Raw genomic sequence first — 16,338 nt, forward strand, 5'->3', positions numbered from 1 at the left:
GGTTCGCCGCCGGGGCGTCAGGCGAAGACCGCCTCTTCCACCTGGTGCGCCGCGATCCAGTCGCGGTCGAGCGGAGTGCCGAGACCCGGGCCGTCCGGGACGCCGACCGTGCCGTCAGCATCCACCTCGGTGAGGTCGTCGGCGTAATCGGCGAAGAACGGCGGCGAGGCTCGGTGGAGACTCGGCGCCACCAGACCCAGCTCGTAGAAGTTGCTGTTGCGGATCGACGCCATCAGGTGTCGGTGGACGGGGCTCGTCGCGTGCAGTTCGACGTCGACGCCGAGCGCCTCCGCGGCGTGGGCGATCTTCAGCACCCCTGTCACGCCCCCATCGAGCCCGGCATCGGCGCGCATGAAGTCCGTGCCGCCCGCGAGGATGTTGTCCATGCGGGGCTGCAGGCCGCGGATGTGCTCACCCTGCAGGAACGGTGTCTTCAGGCTCTCCCGCAGCTTCCGGTACGCGAACGCGGAGTTGCCGCCCTCGATGCCCGGGTCCTCATACCAGTAGAAATTCGCCTCATCCAGCGCCCGGCCGACCGCCAGCACGTCGCCGAAGGTCCGGTACGCACCGGAGGGATCGAGCATAAGGGCGACGTCAGGGCCCACGGCGTCCCGCACCGCGTGCACGAGCTCGATCTCCCGACGGATGTCGCCATCGTTCCAGCCGTGCAGCTTGATCGCGCGGTAGCCGAGCGACACGCAGTAGCGCGCGAACTCCGCGTACTTCGCGGGCGTGCCGAGGGGGCCGGTCCCGGCGTCATCGCCGAACAGCGTCGACGCATAGGCGGGCAGGCGCTTGCGATAGCCGCCCAGCAGCTGCCAGAGCGGCGCACCGTAGACCTTGCCCGCGATGTCCCACAGCGCGCAGTCGAGGGGGCCGAGGCCGAGCTGGTCGTACTTTCGCCAGACGCGGCGCAGCTCGTTCCAGATCCGCTCGCGCTCGAGCGCGTCCTGGCCGACCATCCAGCCCGCGACGGAGCGCAGGTGGTCGGCCGCGTGCCCGTTGATCCCGGTGGTCCAGGTGTACTCGCCGCGCACGCCCTCGTCCGTCATCACCTCGAGGACGAAGCCCGTCTGCGGCGTACGTCCCCCATCGTAGGCGGTCGGATAGAAGCCGGCCTCTTGGCGACGACCCTCCACCTCCCACTGCACCTTGCGGATGGTGACTGACCGGATGAGCTGCGCTGCCATGCGGCCAGCCTGGCCTCGACCGTCCGGTCGGGCAACGCAGCGTCCCGGCTGACGGGGCGGCTCAGCGCCCCGGCGCCCCGGCCCCGAGCGCGCGCGAGAGCGTCGTGGCCGAGGCAAGCACGACATTCGCGAAACTCTGCGCCTGGCTGCGAGAGGTGGCACCGGTCACGGAGATCGCGCCGATGATCCGGTTATTGCGTGTGAAGATGGGCGCCGCCACGCAAAACAACCCGGGCTGCGACTCTTCCAGGTCGTACGCTACGCGCGTGCGCCGTATCGTGGTGAGCTGCTTGCGCAACTCTTCGGGGTCGGTGATGGATCCCGGCGCGAGCCGCACCAGCTGGCCACTCAGAATCGCGTCGATGAACTCCTGGCTGCTGAAGGCCAGAATCGCTTTGCCCAACCCCGTGCAGGTTATCGGAAGGCGGCCCCCGACTCGCGAGTGCGGCACGCGCAGGTCGAGAGCGCTGATCTTCTCCACGTAGATGATGTCGCTCCCCTGCCGCATCGCGACGTTGGACGTGAGGCGCGTGACCTCCGCCAACGACTGGGCGAACGGCACCGCGAGATCACGCAAACGGCTCTGATCGGGGACGAGATTGCCCAGCTCGAACATGCGGACGCCGAGCCGCACACCCTTGCGCCCTCGTTCGAGCGCACCCCACTGCACCAGGTCTCCCACCAGACGGTGGGTCGTCGACTTCGGCATGCCCGTGCGACGGGACATCTCCCGGATGGAGATCTCGCTCTCGTCGGGCGTGAACAGCTCGAGCAGGCTCAGCCCCCGCGAGAGCGAGGAGGCGGCCTCGGGGCGGCCTGGCTCGCCCGGCTCCGCCGACGGCGTGTCGTCACCCTGGATCACGTTCACCACGAGGGCAATTATGTCCCTCTATCCGGGTCGGCGTGTTCGGGGGCGTCCTGCATGGCGGGACCCCCCGCGAGCGCCGCGGACACGCTCGGACACAATCGGAGCGCACTCATCGGCGGCGATGGGGCTGATCACGACGAGGACGGGCTATGACGAGTGAACGGTCGACGAGCGCGCCCCGAGGGCCCCACCGGCTCTCCGCAGAGCAGGCCACCGTACGGGCGGCTGCGGCGCTCGAGGCGGAAGGTGCCGGCCGCGACGCCGCGACGCTGCAGGCGGCCCATCTGACCGAGGCCGAGCTCCGTGGCCACACGTCGCACGGTCTCCGGCGGCTCCCCGTCCTGATCGAGCGTCTCCGGGCGGGGCTGATCGACCCCGACGCCCAGCCTGAGTTGCGCTGGACAGCCGACGCCACCCTGCGCGTGGACGGTCGACGCGGCTTCGGACCGCTCACGGCGTACGCGGCGATCGACGCCCTGCTGCAGCGTTCCGCGCGCACCGGCGTCGCGGTCGGCGCGCTGCACCACACCCACCATCTGGGCATGCTCGCCCCCTACGTCGAGCGCATCGCCGAGGCTGGGTGCGTCGGCGTGGTCCTGTCGTCCACCGAGGGTCTCGTCCACCCCTGGGGCGGCTCGGGCGCGCTGCTGGGCACCAACCCCCTGGCCGTTGGCGTGCCCGTTGCCCAGGCGCCGCTCACCCTCGATATGTCGACAGGCTCCGTGTCAGCGGGCAAGATCCTCGACCACCTGGAGCGCGGCAGGCCGCTGCCGGACGGCTGGGCCGTCGACGCGGACGGCCGCCCGACGCGCGACCCCGCCGAGGCCGTCCGCGGGGCGATCTCGCCGTTCGGCGGCTCGAAGGGGTATGCGCTCGGCATCACGCTCGGCGCCGTCGTCGGCGTGCTCACCGGCACTGAATTCGGGCTGGACGTCGTGGGCACACTCGACGCCGAACACGAGACGACGAAGGGCGACGTGATCATCGTGCTCCGTATCGAGGCGTTCGGCCAGCCGGCGCGTTCGGAGGGTCTGGCGGCATACCTCGAGCGGGTGCGCGCAAGCGGAGTGGACGGGACGCGGGTGCGAATCCCGGGAGACCGCGCCCGGCAGGCGCGCGCGGACGCGCTCGCCGACGGGTTCGACGTGACGGACGAGGTGTGGGAGTTTCTGCACCGCGCGGCCGCCGCAGGGAGCAAGGCATGAGCGCGGAGTTCGGCGTCCTGCGCCTGCCGGAGGAGATCAGGTTCGGCTGGGGCGCGCGCGCCAGCGTGCCCGGGATCGTCCGCGCGCTGGGGGTCCGTGCACTCGTCGTCACGGATGCGGTTCTCGCCGGCACCCCGCACTTCCGCGACCTGATGGCCGAGATCGAGGGTGCCGGCGTCGGTGTGACCGTGCAAACGGACGTACCCGCCGAGCTGCCGATGACCGCGATCGTTCGGCTCGCCGAGGCCGCCCGCAACCTCGCGCCCGACGTCGTTGTCGGATACGGCGGCGGTAGCGCCCTCGACGCGGCCAAGCTCGTCGCCCTGCTGCTCACGCACGGCGGCACGCTTCCCGACTACTACGGCGAGAACCGCGTGCCCGGGCCCGTGCTGCCGCTGGTAGCGATCCCGACGACCGCGGGCACCGGCAGCGAGGTGACGCCCGTCGCGGTGATCTCGGACCCCGACCGGGAGCTCAAGGTCGGCGTTTCCAGTCCCCGTCTGATCCCCCGGGTCGCTGTCGTGGATCCCGAGCTGACGGTCGGCGCGCCGCGCGGCGTCACCGCCCACGCGGGCATCGACGCTTTCGTGCACGCGGTGGAGTCCTTCACGGCACGCGACCTCGTCCCGGCTCAGACGGCGCCCCTGCCCGTCTTCGTCGGACGCAACGCGCTCACCGCGCCCCTCTCGCTCGAGGCTGCGGCGCTGATCCACGAGGCCCTCCCCCGCGTGATCGACGACCCCGCCGACGTCGCGGCCCGCACGGCGATGGCCCGTGGCAGCCTGCTGGCTGGCATGGCCTTCGGCGCGGCGGGCACGCACCTGAGCCACGCGATCCAGTACCCGGTCGGTGCGCTCACCCACACGCCGCACGGCCTGGGCACCGGCACGCTGCTGCCGTTCGTGATGCAGGCGTGCGCGGCGGCGGTGCCGGATCGGCTGGCCAGGCTCGGCGAGGCGCTGGGACTGCCGCCGCACGGCACGGTCGCCGCTCGAGCCCAGTCGGCGGTCGATGCCATCGCCGCCCTGTGTGCTCGGATCGGTCTGCCCCCATCGCTCGCCGAGCTCGGCATCTCCGAGACTGAGCTCGACCGCATCGTCGAGCTCACGCTGATGTCGGCACGGCTCGTGACCATCTCACCGCTCCCCCAGGACGCCGAGGCGGTCGCGCGGATCGTCCGGGCCGCCCACGTCGGCGACCGCTCGCTGCTCGCCTGATCCCGTCACCCAGGAGGAACCCATGACCTCGACGCCACTCGCTGACCTGTTCATCGACGGCCGCTGGCGCGCCGGTGGCGACGGCCGCCGCTTCCGCGTCGTGAACCCCGCCGACGGCTCCACGATCGCCGAGTTCGCAGCCGCGACGGAGGACGACTGCCGGGCGGCGGTCGAGGCCGCGGAGCGGGCGTTCCCCGCGTGGTCGCGGACGTCGCCCCGGGAGCGCTCCGAGCTGCTCTACCGCGCGTTCGAGATCCTGCGCGCCGAGCGGGAGCACTTCGCGGAGCTGATGGTGCGCGAGAACGGCAAGGCCTGGGCCGACGCGATGGCCGAGGCCGCCTACGCGACGGAGTTCTTCCGCTGGTTCGCGGAGGAGGCCGTGCGCGTCCCCGGCGACTACCGCCTGTCGCCGAACGGCGACAAGCGCATCGTCGTGACGCGCGAGCCGGTCGGCGTCGCCCTGCTCATCACGCCATGGAACTTCCCGGCCGCGATGGCGACGCGCAAGCTCGGCCCGGCGCTCGCCGCCGGCTGCACGACCATCCTCAAGCCCGCGCGGGAGACCCCTCTGACGGCGGCGTATGTCGTCGACGTCCTTCGCCGGGCGGGCGCGCCGGCGGGCGTGGTCAACCTCGTCACGCCGGTACCCACGGGCCCGCTCGTGGCGGGGATGATCGCCCACCCTGCTGTGCGCAAACTCTCCTTCACCGGCTCCACGGAGGTGGGCCGCGAGCTGCTCAGGGCCTGCGCCGACACGATCGTGAGCACGTCGATGGAACTCGGCGGCAACGCCCCGGTGATCGTCCTGCCCGGCGCGGACCTCGACAGGACCGTGTCGGGCTCGCTTCTCGCGAAGATGCGCAACGGCGGCTCCGCGTGCACGGCGGCCAACCGCTTCTACGTGCACTCGAGCCTCCACGACGCGTTCGTCGAGCGGATGAGGGAGGAGCTCGAACGGATCCGCACGGGCCCCGGGCTGGACCGCCAGAACGACCTTGGCGCGCTGGTCTCGACCGGCGAGCGCGACAAGGTCGCGGAGCTCGTCTCGACCGCCGTGGGCGAGGGCGCGCGCATCGTGACCGGAGGCACCGGCTCCCCCCAGGGCGCGTTCTACGCGCCGACCCTGCTGGACGGGGTGTCGCACGGCGACACGATCACCCGCCAGGAGATTTTCGGTCCGGTGACGGCAGTGGTCTCGTACGACGACGTTGACGACGCCGTACGGATGGCCAACGACACCGAGTTCGGACTTGTCGCCTACGTGTTCGGACCGGACGAGGACGCCATGCGGGCGGCGCTACGGATGGAGTCGGGCATGGTCGCGGTCAACCGCGGCGTGCTCAGCGATCCGGCCGCGCCCTTCGGCGGCGCAAAGCAGAGCGGCATCGGTCGCGAGGGCAGCAGCGAGGGCATCCTCGAGTACCTGGAGGAGAAGTACATCGCGCTCGATGCGTGAGGTTGGACGGGTCCGTCCAGCGGAACGCTCCCTCCCCCGGCGGCCGGTGGGGAGTAAGGTCGCAGGCGTGAGCGAATCCGTGATCCTCTCCGTGCCCACCGAGCAACTGGCGGAGGACGTGCGCGCCCTCCTCGACCCGGCCCTCGACATCGAGGTCATCGTCTGGGACAGCTCGGTCGATGCGCCGCGCGACCGGCTCGACATCGTCGTGCCGCCGTACATGAAGCAGGGCGCGACCCTCAAGCGGCTGCAGGAGGTCGAGTACCGCCTCATCCAGGGGCAAGCCATCGGGTACGACGGCGTCGCCGAGCGTCTGCCCCCGGGCACCGTGTACGCGAACGCGTCGTCGGTGCACGAGGCCGCGACGGCCGAGCTCACGCTCGCGCTGCTGCTCGGCGCCCAGCGCGACCTGCCGCGCATGGTGCGCAGCCAGGACCGCGGCGAGTGGGACAGCTTCGAGGCACCCGGCCTCGCCGACCGGCGGGTCGTGATGCTCGGCTTCGGCGGCGTGGCGAAAGCGATCGCCGATCGGCTCCTCCCGTTCGAGGTCGACCTCGTCCCGGTCGCGTCCCACGCGCGCAAGGAGGAGGGCCTCGAGGTGCGGTCGATCGACGACCTGGCGGAGCTGCTCCCCACGGCCGAGATCCTGCTGATCGTCCTTCCGGGGGGTCCGCAGACGCACCACCTCGTGGACGACGCCGTGCTGTCCGCCCTGCCCGACGGCGCCCTCGTGGTGAACGTCGGCCGCGGCCCCATCGTCGACACCGACGCGCTGGTCGACCATGTCTCGCGCGGTCGCCTGCGCGTCGCGAGCGACGTGTTCGATCCCGAGCCCCTCCCGGCCGACCACCCGCTGTGGAAGCTGGACGGCGTGCTGATCGCACCCCACGTCGGCGGGCGCTCGCGGGCTATGCGGCCACGCATCGCCCGCCTCGTCGCGACGCAGGCCGAGCGGATGGCGCGCGGCGAGGAGCCCCTCAACGTGGTCATCCGCGCCTGATCGGCACGGGCGCGCCGGCCGGCGCCTGAAGCGCCCTGCTACGCCGTGAAGACCGTGTGCACGTCGCCCGCGACGGTCCGTCCGCCGAGGTCTGTGAGCTCCAGGACGACGGCCGATCCGGCGACGACCGCGCCCAGGTCCTCGACCAGGCGCTGGGCCGCCGTGAGGGTGCCGCCCGTCGCGAGCACGTCGTCGAGCAGCAGCACCCGCTCGCCTGGCCGGAGGACGCCGGGTGCCTCGATGGTCGCGGTGCCGTACTCGAGCGCGTACGACACGGCGGCGGCGGGACGCGGCAGCTTCCCCGCCTTGCGGATCTGGAGCATCCCCACGCCCGCGAGCGCGGCGGCGTAGCCCGCGAGCAGGAACCCGCGCGCCTCGATGCCCGCCACGATGTCGAAGCGGCCATCGAACGGCGCGATGAGTGCCTCCACCACCTCACGCAGCGCGTCGCCGTCGGCCAGCAACGGTGACACGTCGCGGAACAGCACACCGGGTTCGGGGTAGTCGGGCGTGAGCGCGATGAGCGACTCGGCGCGGGTCAGGTCCACCACCCCAGGCTACTGCCGGCCGCATACGCTGGAGGCATGCCCCGATTGCAGGCCGACGCCGACCCCTCGACGTGGGTGGCCGTGACCGGGTCCCTCGGGCTCCGCGGTCGCCGCCACCGCAAGGCGGCCATCCGGATGCTGCTGTCGCAGGGAAGCCGGATGATGGGCGGCGCCGGCCGCCCGAACGGCGTGCTGGCATGGGCGATCAGCCAGGCGGCCCCGCTGATGATGCGGCGCGCCGACGGCCGCCTGCTCGTCTGGGTGTGGAAGGACGATCCCGAGCTGCTGGTCGTGATGGCCCAGCTGCAGGACCTCACGCCGCAGCTGCGGGCGGCGCGGGCCATGATGCCGATCGAGTACGACGACACGGAGTCGTTTCGCGGGGCGTATCTGGGCATGGGCGAGCGGCTCGTGATCGATCTGCCGCCCCAGCCGGCCACGCCGCCCTTCGCGACCTACACGTGGGACACCGGTGCCCACCTCGTGACCGTGACGGCCGTCTCCGGCGATCGCGAACGGTTCCGCACGGTGCTCGGCGCTGCCGACGCGCTCGCGCGCAGCGTGCGCATCATCGACGACCTCCGGGTCGGCGAGACCACCGGCGTGCTGCGGCTCGACCCCGCCTGACGCTCGCGCGGACGCCCGCGCATAGCGCGCACAAAGCGCAATCCGCGTGGCGGTGTCAAGCCCCTCCCGGCAGACGTCCAGGTTCTCCTACCGTGGGCAGCGCGGGAGATCCCCGCAAGAAGGGAGCGCGTCATGGGCTTCATCGCATTCATCATCCTCGGGCTCATCGCGGGCGCGATCGCGAAGGCGATCCTGCCCGGGCGGCAGGGCGGCGGATGGATCGCCACCCTCATCCTCGGAGTCATCGGCGCCGTCCTCGGCGGATGGCTCGGTTCGGCCATCTTCGGCGTCGGCATCGAAGAGTTCTGGAGCATCCAGACCTGGCTGCTCGCGATCGGTGGTTCGATCATCGTGCTGCTGATCTGGGGCCTCATCACGGGCCGCAACAAGTCCGCCCGATAGCCCCACAGACGTCGGCCGCGTCCCTCCCCGGTGCCCTCTCTCTCACCGGCGCAGCGTCCGACCTTCAGGGGAACGCCCCTTCGCGAGCCGTCATAACCCGCCCAGCGGGCTCGGTCACGGAGGGGGCGCCCCGAACGAGAGACGCAGAACGCCCGTCGCACACGCGGCGGGCGTTCTACGTTGCCCCCGCGAGCGCAGGACATGAGCCCCGGACCGCGCGGGGCAACGTGAAAGCGCGGCCCGAGGCCTGCAGCGCGGAAGGGCGGGGCGGGATCAGCCGCGCAGGCGGAACCACACCGTCGCCAGAGGCGGCAGCGTGACCTCCGCCGAGGCCGGATGGCCCGCGTGCGGGGCGGGCTCGACCTCGACGGCGCCGAGATTGCCGACCCCCGAGCCGGCGTAGCCGACGGCATCCGTGTTCAGGACCTCGTCCCACACGCCGGGCGCGGGGAAACCGAGGCGGTAGCGCTCGTGCGGCATGGCGGCGAAGTTCGTGACCGACACGAGGGCGGCGCCCGGCTCCTCGACGTCGCGCCCGTCCAGGCGTGCGAAGGCGAGCACGTTGCCGCCCGCGTCGTCGGCCTGCAGCCAGCGGAAGCCCGCCGGGTCGTCATCGAGCGCCCACAGCGCCGGTGTCTCGCGGTAGCGGGTGTTGATGTCGCGCACGGCCTGCTGCACGCCGCGGTGATCCGGCAGGTCGAGCAGCCACCAGTCGAGCTCGCGGGACTCCGCCCACTCGGACTCCTGCCCGAACTCGCTTCCCATGAACAGCAGTTGCTTACCGGGGTGCGCCCACATGAACGCGAGATACGCGCGCAAGGTCGCCAACTGGCGCCACCGGTCGCCCGGTGCCTTGCGCAGCAGCGAGCCCTTGCCGTGCACCACCTCGTCGTGCGACAGGGGCAGGACGTAGTTCTCGGACCACGCGTAGGTGAGCGAGAACGTCATGTCGTGGTGGTGATGCGCTCGGTGCACCGGGTCCCGGCCGATGTAGCCGAGCGTGTCGTGCATCCACCCCATGTTCCACTTGAACCCGAAGCCGAGGCCCCCCGCGGACGTGGGGCGCGTGACCCCGGGCCACGACGTCGACTCCTCGGCGATCGTGAGGATGCCCGGCACGCGACGGTAGACCGTCGCGTTCATCTCCTGCAGGAACTGCACGGCCTCGAGGTTCTCGTGACCGCCGTGGACGTTCGGACTCCACTCCCCTGGGTCGCGCGCATAGTCGAGGTACAGCATGGACGCGACGCCGTCGACGCGCAGCCCGTCGGCGTGGAACTCCTCGAGCCAGTACACCGCGTTGGCGTAGAGGAAGTTGCGCACCGGCGGGTTGCCGAAGTCGAAGATGTGGGAGCCCCACTCCTTGTGCCACCCGCGCTGCGGGTTCGGGTCCTCGTACAGCGGCGCGCCGTCGAAGCGCGCGAGCGCCCACTCGTCGGTCGCGAAGTGCCCGGGCACCCAGTCCAGGATGACCCCGACGCCCGCCTGGTGCAGCCGGTCGATCAGCAGTCGCAGCCCGTCGGGATCGCCGAAACGGCTGTCGGGCGCGTAGTAGGACGTGACGTGATAGCCCCACGAGCCGCCGAACGGGTGCTGCATGACGGGCATCAACTCCACGTGCGTGAAGCCGAGGTCGCTCACGTAGGACGGCAGCTGCTCCGCGAGCTGCTCGTACGTCAGCCCCCTCCGCCACGATCCGAGGTGGACCTCGTAGATCGCCATGGGGCGCGCGACGTGACCGCGCCCCTCGGCCTGGTCGTGCGCGCGGCGCCGCAGCCACTCCTCGTCGCCCCACTCGTACGAGGACTCGTGCACGATCGACGCCGTGTCCGGCGGCACCTCGGCGTACGCCGCCATGGGATCGGCCTTCTCGCGCCAGACGCCGTCGGCGCCGAGGACCACGAACTTGTACCTCGTGCCCGACCCGACGTCCGGCACGAACAGCTCCCAGACGCCGGACGATCCGAGCGTACGCATGGGATGCTCCCGCCCGTCCCAGTCGTTGAAGTCGGCCTTGATGCGCACGGCGCGGGCGCGCGGCGCCCACACCGCGAACGCCGTTCCCGTGACGGTGTCGCCCCACGCGTCGTAGCGGTGGACATGCGCGCCCAGCACGCGCCACAGCATCTCGTGACGTCCCTCGCCGATCAGGTGCAGGTCGACCTCGCCCAGGGTCGGCAGGAAGCGGTACGGATCGTCGCGCACCACGCTCGTGCGCGCGTCCCCCTCGCCGTAGGCCGCCACGACCCGGTACGCGGGCACGTCGGCGACGGGGAGGACGCCCGCCCAGACTCCCTCGTGCTCGTGCGCCAGCTGGATCTCCGCCCAGCCGTCCGGCGCCCGCCGGGTCGGCGCCTCGAGCCGGTAGCGGACGGCGACCGATGAGGCGAGCGGCCGCAGCACGCGCACCGTGACGCCGCCCGCGTGCGGGTGCGGTCCGAGCACGGCGTGCGGATCGGCGTGGACACCCGCGGCCACGCTCTCGATCGTGGCCCGGTCGACCGGCAGGATCTCGGCGGCGGTCATGCTCCTCCGATCCGCGCCAGCGCCTCGAGCGGGATCTCGATCCACGAGGGCCGGTTGCGCTTCTCATACACCGCCTCGTACACCGCCTTGTCGGCGACGTAGGCGTCGAGCAGCAACCGGCGCTCGTCGGGCGAATCCCCCGCCCCGTCACCGTCGGTCCCGAGCGCGGCGACATAGGCGTCGAGGAAGTGCCCGCGGGCCCGCTCGGACCACTCGCGGCCGCGCCGCAGGCGCAGGTCGGCCTGCGGCGAGTCCTCGTCGTCGGCGTCGGGCGGCGCCGGCGCGGTCATCGCGACGACTCCGGGCGCGTAGTCGAAGGAGCGCAGCATGCCGGCGACGTCACGCCACGGCGAGTCCGGCAGGGCGCGCTCCGCGAACGGGCGACCGGGCTCCCCCTCGAAGTCGACGATCTTCCAGCCGCCGGTCGTGCGCAGCGTCTGACCGAGGTGCAGATCGCCGTGGATGCGCTGCACGTCGAGACCCGAGAGCGCGCCCACCGCCTCGAAGGCCGTGCGCAGACCCGCGGCGTACTCCTCCAGCTCGGGCACGATCCGCAGCGCGTTCTCCAGGCGAGCGGTCATGGCCCGCGAGAGGCCCGCCACAGCGTCGGCGCCCCGGCGCTCGCTGGGGAAGCGCTCGCGCAGGAGCTCGTGGACCTCGGCGAGCGCCTCGCCGAGCCGGGCCGCCTCCCCCGCGAAGTCGCCGCCGGAGTCGCCCGCGGGCAGCTCGGGTTCGGCGAGCAGCGTGCGCACGCTGCCGGTCGCCATCTCGAAGCCGTCGGTCGCCGTCCGCAGGAATCGCTGCAGCATCGCCAGCTGCAGCACCCCCGTCCCGCCCGCGTCGTCCGCGCCGCCCGCGTCGTCGGTGTCCGTGTCGGCGCGGACCTCCACCTCCGCCCAGCCGTACAGCTCGGCGATGTGATCCGATCCGCCGCGCGTCAGTTCCTGGTGGATCTCGATGTCGGGGTTCACGCCCGGCGTCACCTTGCGGAAGACCTTCATGATGGCCGAATCGTCGAACTTGACCGAGGAGTTGGACTGCTCGCCCGTCAGGGGCGTCGACCGCAGTTCCGGATCGAGCTTCACGTCGCGGTCGCCGAGCACGCGGCGGAAGCGCACGCCGCCGCTCTCCGCCGAGCCGTCGCCTTCCGCGGAGACGAAGCCATTGAGCCACAGTGCCATCGCATCGCGGTCGTGTACGGCGTCGTAGAGGTGCCGCACCTGGCCCGCGTCGTCCTCCGCAGGGCCCACGTACGCGAACGAGAGGCGCTCCTCGAGCTCGTCGTAGGTCGACAGCGGCACCTGATAGAGCTCGCTGCCGCCCTCGTCGTCGTCATACCGCACCGTGACGAGGTTGATGGCCGCGCACGGGCCGTGCTCGCCGCCGGGAAGCTCGGCCACGACGTCGACCCGGGCGACGCGGAAGGGGCGTCCCTTGCCCCCGAACCAGCGCGTGCGCACCAGGTAGCCCTCCAGGAGGGCCGGATCGATCCTGCCTGCATGGAGGGCGCTCACAGCAGCCCCACCTCCTCGGACTCGTCGGCCGGCGCGTGCAGCTGGAACCAGTAGAACTGGTGCCCGCCGAGCGTGAGCAGATAGGGCAGCTCGCCGATGCGCGGGAACGGCACGCCTCCCAGCAGTTCGACGGGCACCATCCCCTCGAAGCGGCGCAGGTCGAGCTCGACCGGCTGCGGGAACTGCGACAGGTTGTTGACGCAGACGATGACGTCGACCGTGCCGTCGGCGTTGGTGTGTTCGCGCGAGTACGACAGAACGGCGGGGTTCGATCCGCCCAGGTCGTTGAAGCTGCCGAGGCCGAACGCGGGGTGGCGCTTGCGGGCGAGGATCATCTTCCGCGTCCAGTGCAGCAGCGAGGAGCGGTCCTCCTGCTGGGCCTCGACGTTGACGGCGAGGTAGCCGTAGACGGGGTCCTGCACGACCGGCTGCGCGAGCTTGCCGGGGTTGGCGGTCGAGAAGCCCGCGTTGCGGTCGGACGTCCACTGCATGGGCGTGCGCACGCCGTCGCGGTCTCCGAGCCAGATGTTGTCGCCCATGCCGATCTCGTCGCCGTAGTAGAGCACGGGCGAACCGGGCAACGACAGCAGCAGCGCGGTGAACAGCTCGATCTGATCGACGTCGTTCTCGAGCAGCGGTGCGAGCCGGCGCCGGATGCCGATGTTGGCCTTCATCCGCGGATCCTGCGCGTACTCGTTCCACATGTAGTCGCGGTCCTCGTCCGTGACCATCTCCAGGGTGAGCTCGTCGTGGTTGCGCAGGAAGATGCCCCACTGGCAGTTGGACGGGATGGGCGGCGTCTGAGCGAGGATCTCGCTGATCGGATAGCGGGACTCGCGTCGCACGGCCATGAAGATGCGCGGCATGACCGGGAAGTGGAAGCACATGTGGCACTCGTCGCCGCCGACCCGCGGATCGCCGAAGTAGTCGACGACGTCGGCGGGCCACTGGTTGGCCTCGGCGAGCAGGACCCGCCCGGGGTAGTTCTCGTCGACGAAGCGGCGCACCTTCTTGAGGAAGGCGTGCGTCTCCGGGAGGTTCTCGCCGTTCGTGCCCTCCCGCTCGTACAGGTAGGGCACGGCGTCGAGCCGGAAGCCGTCGAGCCCCATGTCGAGCCAGAAGCGCATGGCGTCGAGCATCGCCTCGTGGACACGCGGGTTGTCGAAGTTGAGGTCGGGCTGGTGCGAGAAGAAGCGGTGCCAGTAGTACTGCTGGCGCACCGGGTCCCACGTCCAGTTGCTCGGCTCGGTGTCGACGAAGATGATGCGCGCGTCCTGGTACAGCTCGTCGGTGTCGCTCCACACGTAGAAGTCGCCGTAGGGGCCGTCCGGATCGCTGCGGCTGGCCTGGAACCAGGGGTGCTCGTCGCTCGTGTGGTTCATGACGAAGTCGATGATCACCTTGATGCCCCGCGCGTGAGCCGCGTCGAGCAGGGCCTGGAAGTCCGCGATCGTGCCGAGCTCGGGCTGGATCCCCGTGTAATCGGACACGTCGTAGCCGCCGTCCCGCAGCGGGGACGGGAAGAACGGCGGCAGCCACAGGCAGTCGACGCCGAGCCACTCCAGGTAGTCGAGCTTCTCCGTCAGCCCGCGGAAGTCCCCCGTGCCGTCCCCGTCGCCGTCCTTGAAGGAGCGCACGAGCACCTCGTAGAACACGGCGGTCTTGAACCAGGTGGGGGCGCCGCTCCCGGGGGTGTCCGGGAACGGCTCCTGCGTCAGGATCGGGATCGACGACGTGAAGGCGGCGGGCTCGGATGCGGCTGTCATGCGGTCCTCCGCGCGCTCAGGATGTGCGCGACGTCACCCACCGGGTCCAGTCGCACGTAGTTGTCGGCACCCCACACCCACTCCGCGCCCGTCAGCTCGTCGTGCACGACGAAGCTCTCGGGGAGCGCCGCCGCCTCGAGGTCGAGGTGCACGGTCGTCTCGTGAGCGCCGTGCGGGTCCAGGTTGATCACGACGATGACGGTGTCGTCGCCGAAGGTCTTCGAGAAGCACAGGATGTGCTCGTCGTCCGTGGCGTGCACGACGAGATTGCGCAGCAGCCCGAGCGCCGGGTGGGTGCGGCGCAGCCGGTTGAGCGTCGCGATGTAGGGCATGAGCGTCTTGCCCGACTGCTCCGCCCCCTCCCAGTCGCGGACCCGGATCTGGTACTTCTCGCTGTCGAGGTACTCCTCGCTGCCGGGGCGGACTGCCACGTGCTCGAAGAGCTCGTAGCCGGCGTACATGCCCCACGAGGGCGTCGCCATCGCCGCCAGCGTCGCGCGGATGGCGAACGCCGCCGGCCCGCCGTACTGCAGGGACGCGTGGAGGATGTCGGGGGTGTTGACCCAGAAGTTCGGCCGCATCAGGTGGTCGCTCTCGCTCGACACCTCGCGCAGATAGTCCTCGATCTCCTCCTTCTCCACGCGCCACGTGAAGTAGGTGTAGGACTGGTGGAAGCCCACCGACCCCAGCGTGTGCATCATGGCGGGACGTGTGAAGGCCTCGGACAGGAAGACGACGTCGGGATCCGTCTCCCGGATGCGCCGCAGGAGCTCCTCCCAGAAGATGACGGGCTTCGTGTGCGGGTTGTCGACCCGGAAGATCCGGACGCCGTGCGACATCCACAGCCGCACGATGCGCTCGACCTCGGCGAGGACGCCCTCGAAGTCGTCGTCGAAGTGGATCGGGTAGATGTCCTGGTACTTCTTCGGCGGGTTCTCGGCATACGCGATCGAGCCGTCGGCACGGTGCCGGAAGAACTGCGGATGCTCCGTGACCCACGGGTGGTCGGGCGCCGCCTGCAGGGCCAGGTCCAGGGCGACCTCGATCCCCAGTCGCTGCGCCTTCCGGACGAACGCGTCGAAGTCCTCGAACGTGCCGAGCTCGGGGTGGATCGCGTCGTGCCCCCCGAACCGGGAACCGATCGCCCACGGCGAGCCGGGGTCGTCGGGACCGGGGTCGAGCGTGTTGTTGGGGCCCTTGCGGTTCACCTCGCCGATGGGGTGGATGGGCGGCAGGTAGAGCACGTCGAAGCCCATCGCGGAGACGCGCTCCAGGCTCTTCGCCGCCGTCTTGAAGGTCCCGCTGCGCACCTTGCCGGTGTGCTTGTCGAGGCGCGCGCCCTCCGAGCGCGGGAAGAACTCGTACCAGCTGCCGGTGAGCGCGCGACGACGGTCGGCGTACAGGGGATAGGGCCCCGAGACCGTCACCAGGTCGCGCAGCGGGTGCCGGGCGAACAGCTCCTGCGTCCCCGGGCCGGTCAGGACGGCCAGACGCGCGTCGACGGGCCGGATCTCGTCGGTCGCGGCGTCGAGCGCCGCGGTGATCGCGGCCTCGTCGTCCGCGCTCAGCGGCGCGTCGGCGTCGGCGAGCGCCTGCTCACGCAGCCGCTCGAGCAACAGCCGCGCTTCGAGGAACATCAGCTCGACGTCGACTCCGGCGGGGACCTTCAGGCTCGCGGCGTGCGTCCACGTGGCGAGGGGGTCGGAGAACGCGCGCACCTCGAACGCCCACGCCCCCTCGGCGTCGGGGGTCACCCACGCCTCGTACCGATCGGTGCCGGGCCGCTGCTCCCGCATGCGGACGGGAGCGCGTCGCGCGCCGTCGGGGCCGGTCAGGACGACCTCGGCCCCCAGGCGGTCATGCCCCTCGCGGAATACGGTCGCGCGGACGGGCAGCGGCTCGCCCTCAGTCGCCTTGGCGGGCCTGCTTCCGAGGTCTACCAGGGGGTGCACGTCGATGACGGGGATGCGTCCGAGCATGGCACAAACCTCGCACACGGCACCCCGCGTGACCAGCCTC

General features: G+C 71.3%; 13 protein-coding genes. 6 read left to right on the top strand and 7 right to left on the bottom strand.

Annotated elements, in window-relative coordinates; genetic code table 11:
• Positions 1–17: 17 nt before the first annotated feature.
• Complete coding sequence (locus IEX37_RS07865; RefSeq protein ID WP_188755718.1) at positions 18–1,190, bottom strand: enolase C-terminal domain-like protein; 1,173 nt, start codon at positions 1,188–1,190, stop codon at positions 18–20.
• A gap of 61 nt (positions 1,191–1,251) precedes the next feature.
• Positions 1,252–2,061, bottom strand: coding sequence for an IclR family transcriptional regulator (locus tag IEX37_RS07870; protein ID WP_188755719.1), 810 nt, complete (start codon positions 2,059–2,061; stop codon positions 1,252–1,254).
• Positions 2,062–2,207: 146 nt separating this feature from the next.
• Between IEX37_RS07870 and IEX37_RS07875 the strand changes: the two genes are divergently transcribed.
• The 4 genes from IEX37_RS07875 (at position 2,208) to IEX37_RS07890 (ending at position 6,936) form a co-directional block, all read left to right on the top strand.
• Entirely contained in the window at positions 2,208–3,263 is a 1,056-nt protein-coding gene (locus tag IEX37_RS07875) for an Ldh family oxidoreductase (protein WP_188755720.1), read from the top strand.
• Positions 3,260–4,480: an iron-containing alcohol dehydrogenase gene (locus IEX37_RS07880; RefSeq protein ID WP_188755721.1), complete on the top strand. Its 1,221-nt coding sequence runs from the start codon at positions 3,260–3,262 to the stop codon at positions 4,478–4,480. The genes IEX37_RS07875 and IEX37_RS07880 overlap by 4 nt, the downstream gene beginning before the upstream one ends.
• Before the next feature lie 22 nt (positions 4,481–4,502).
• Complete coding sequence (locus tag IEX37_RS07885; protein ID WP_188755722.1) at positions 4,503–5,936, top strand: NAD-dependent succinate-semialdehyde dehydrogenase; 1,434 nt, start codon at positions 4,503–4,505, stop codon at positions 5,934–5,936.
• Positions 5,937–6,003: 67 nt separating this feature from the next.
• Positions 6,004–6,936: an NAD(P)-dependent oxidoreductase gene (locus IEX37_RS07890; RefSeq protein WP_229663144.1), complete on the top strand. Its 933-nt coding sequence runs from the start codon at positions 6,004–6,006 to the stop codon at positions 6,934–6,936.
• Positions 6,937–6,974: 38 nt separating this feature from the next.
• On the opposite strand, the gene IEX37_RS07895 is transcribed toward IEX37_RS07890, so the two are convergent.
• Positions 6,975–7,484 carry an adenine phosphoribosyltransferase gene (locus IEX37_RS07895; protein ID WP_229663145.1) on the bottom strand — a complete coding sequence of 170 codons (510 nt, stop codon included), beginning with the start codon at positions 7,482–7,484 and terminating at the stop codon, positions 6,975–6,977.
• 36 nt (positions 7,485–7,520) lie between these two features.
• Between IEX37_RS07895 and IEX37_RS07900 the strand changes: the two genes are divergently transcribed.
• The gene (locus tag IEX37_RS07900; RefSeq protein ID WP_188755725.1) at positions 7,521–8,111 is read left to right on the top strand and encodes a hypothetical protein; all 591 of its coding nucleotides are present in this window, start codon (positions 7,521–7,523) and stop codon (positions 8,109–8,111) included.
• Between the two features lie 132 nt (positions 8,112–8,243).
• Positions 8,244–8,513 carry a GlsB/YeaQ/YmgE family stress response membrane protein gene (locus tag IEX37_RS07905; RefSeq protein ID WP_188755726.1) on the top strand — a complete coding sequence of 90 codons (270 nt, stop codon included), beginning with the start codon at positions 8,244–8,246 and terminating at the stop codon, positions 8,511–8,513.
• A 273-nt stretch (positions 8,514–8,786) separates the two neighbouring features.
• On the opposite strand, the gene glgB is transcribed toward IEX37_RS07905, so the two are convergent.
• Genes glgB through IEX37_RS07925 form a run of 4 tightly spaced genes read right to left on the bottom strand, consistent with a single transcriptional unit; the run spans position 8,787 to position 16,298 of the window.
• Positions 8,787–11,039, bottom strand: coding sequence for a 1,4-alpha-glucan branching protein GlgB (gene glgB, locus IEX37_RS07910; RefSeq protein ID WP_188755727.1), 2,253 nt, complete (start codon positions 11,037–11,039; stop codon positions 8,787–8,789).
• Positions 11,036–12,553: a maltokinase N-terminal cap-like domain-containing protein gene (locus IEX37_RS07915; RefSeq protein WP_188755728.1), complete on the bottom strand. Its 1,518-nt coding sequence runs from the start codon at positions 12,551–12,553 to the stop codon at positions 11,036–11,038. The genes glgB and IEX37_RS07915 overlap by 4 nt, the downstream gene beginning before the upstream one ends.
• Entirely contained in the window at positions 12,550–14,319 is a 1,770-nt protein-coding gene (treS, locus tag IEX37_RS07920) for a maltose alpha-D-glucosyltransferase (RefSeq protein WP_188755729.1), read from the bottom strand. Before treS ends, IEX37_RS07915 begins: the two co-directional genes overlap by 4 nt.
• A complete protein-coding gene (locus IEX37_RS07925; RefSeq protein ID WP_188755730.1) occupies positions 14,316–16,298 on the bottom strand; it encodes an alpha-1,4-glucan--maltose-1-phosphate maltosyltransferase in 1,983 nt (660 codons plus the stop codon). Before IEX37_RS07925 ends, treS begins: the two co-directional genes overlap by 4 nt.
• Between the last annotated feature and the right edge of the window lie 40 nt (positions 16,299–16,338).

The organism is Microbacterium album, from assembly GCF_014643695.1.
Lineage (GTDB): Bacteria > Actinomycetota > Actinomycetes > Actinomycetales > Microbacteriaceae > Microbacterium > Microbacterium album.

Coding starts and splice junctions, on each gene's coding strand:
- IEX37_RS07865 (WP_188755718.1), bottom strand. CDS start 1,190: ATGGCAGCGCAGCTCATCCGGTCAGTCACCATCCGCAAGGTGCAGTGG.
- IEX37_RS07875 (WP_188755720.1), top strand. CDS start 2,208: ATGACGAGTGAACGGTCGACGAGCGCGCCCCGAGGGCCCCACCGGCTC.
- IEX37_RS07880 (WP_188755721.1), top strand. CDS start 3,260: ATGAGCGCGGAGTTCGGCGTCCTGCGCCTGCCGGAGGAGATCAGGTTC.
- IEX37_RS07885 (WP_188755722.1), top strand. CDS start 4,503: ATGACCTCGACGCCACTCGCTGACCTGTTCATCGACGGCCGCTGGCGC.
- IEX37_RS07900 (WP_188755725.1), top strand. CDS start 7,521: ATGCCCCGATTGCAGGCCGACGCCGACCCCTCGACGTGGGTGGCCGTG.
- IEX37_RS07905 (WP_188755726.1), top strand. CDS start 8,244: ATGGGCTTCATCGCATTCATCATCCTCGGGCTCATCGCGGGCGCGATC.
- glgB (WP_188755727.1), bottom strand. CDS start 11,039: ATGACCGCCGCCGAGATCCTGCCGGTCGACCGGGCCACGATCGAGAGC.
- treS (WP_188755729.1), bottom strand. CDS start 14,319: ATGACAGCCGCATCCGAGCCCGCCGCCTTCACGTCGTCGATCCCGATC.
- IEX37_RS07925 (WP_188755730.1), bottom strand. CDS start 16,298: ATGCTCGGACGCATCCCCGTCATCGACGTGCACCCCCTGGTAGACCTC.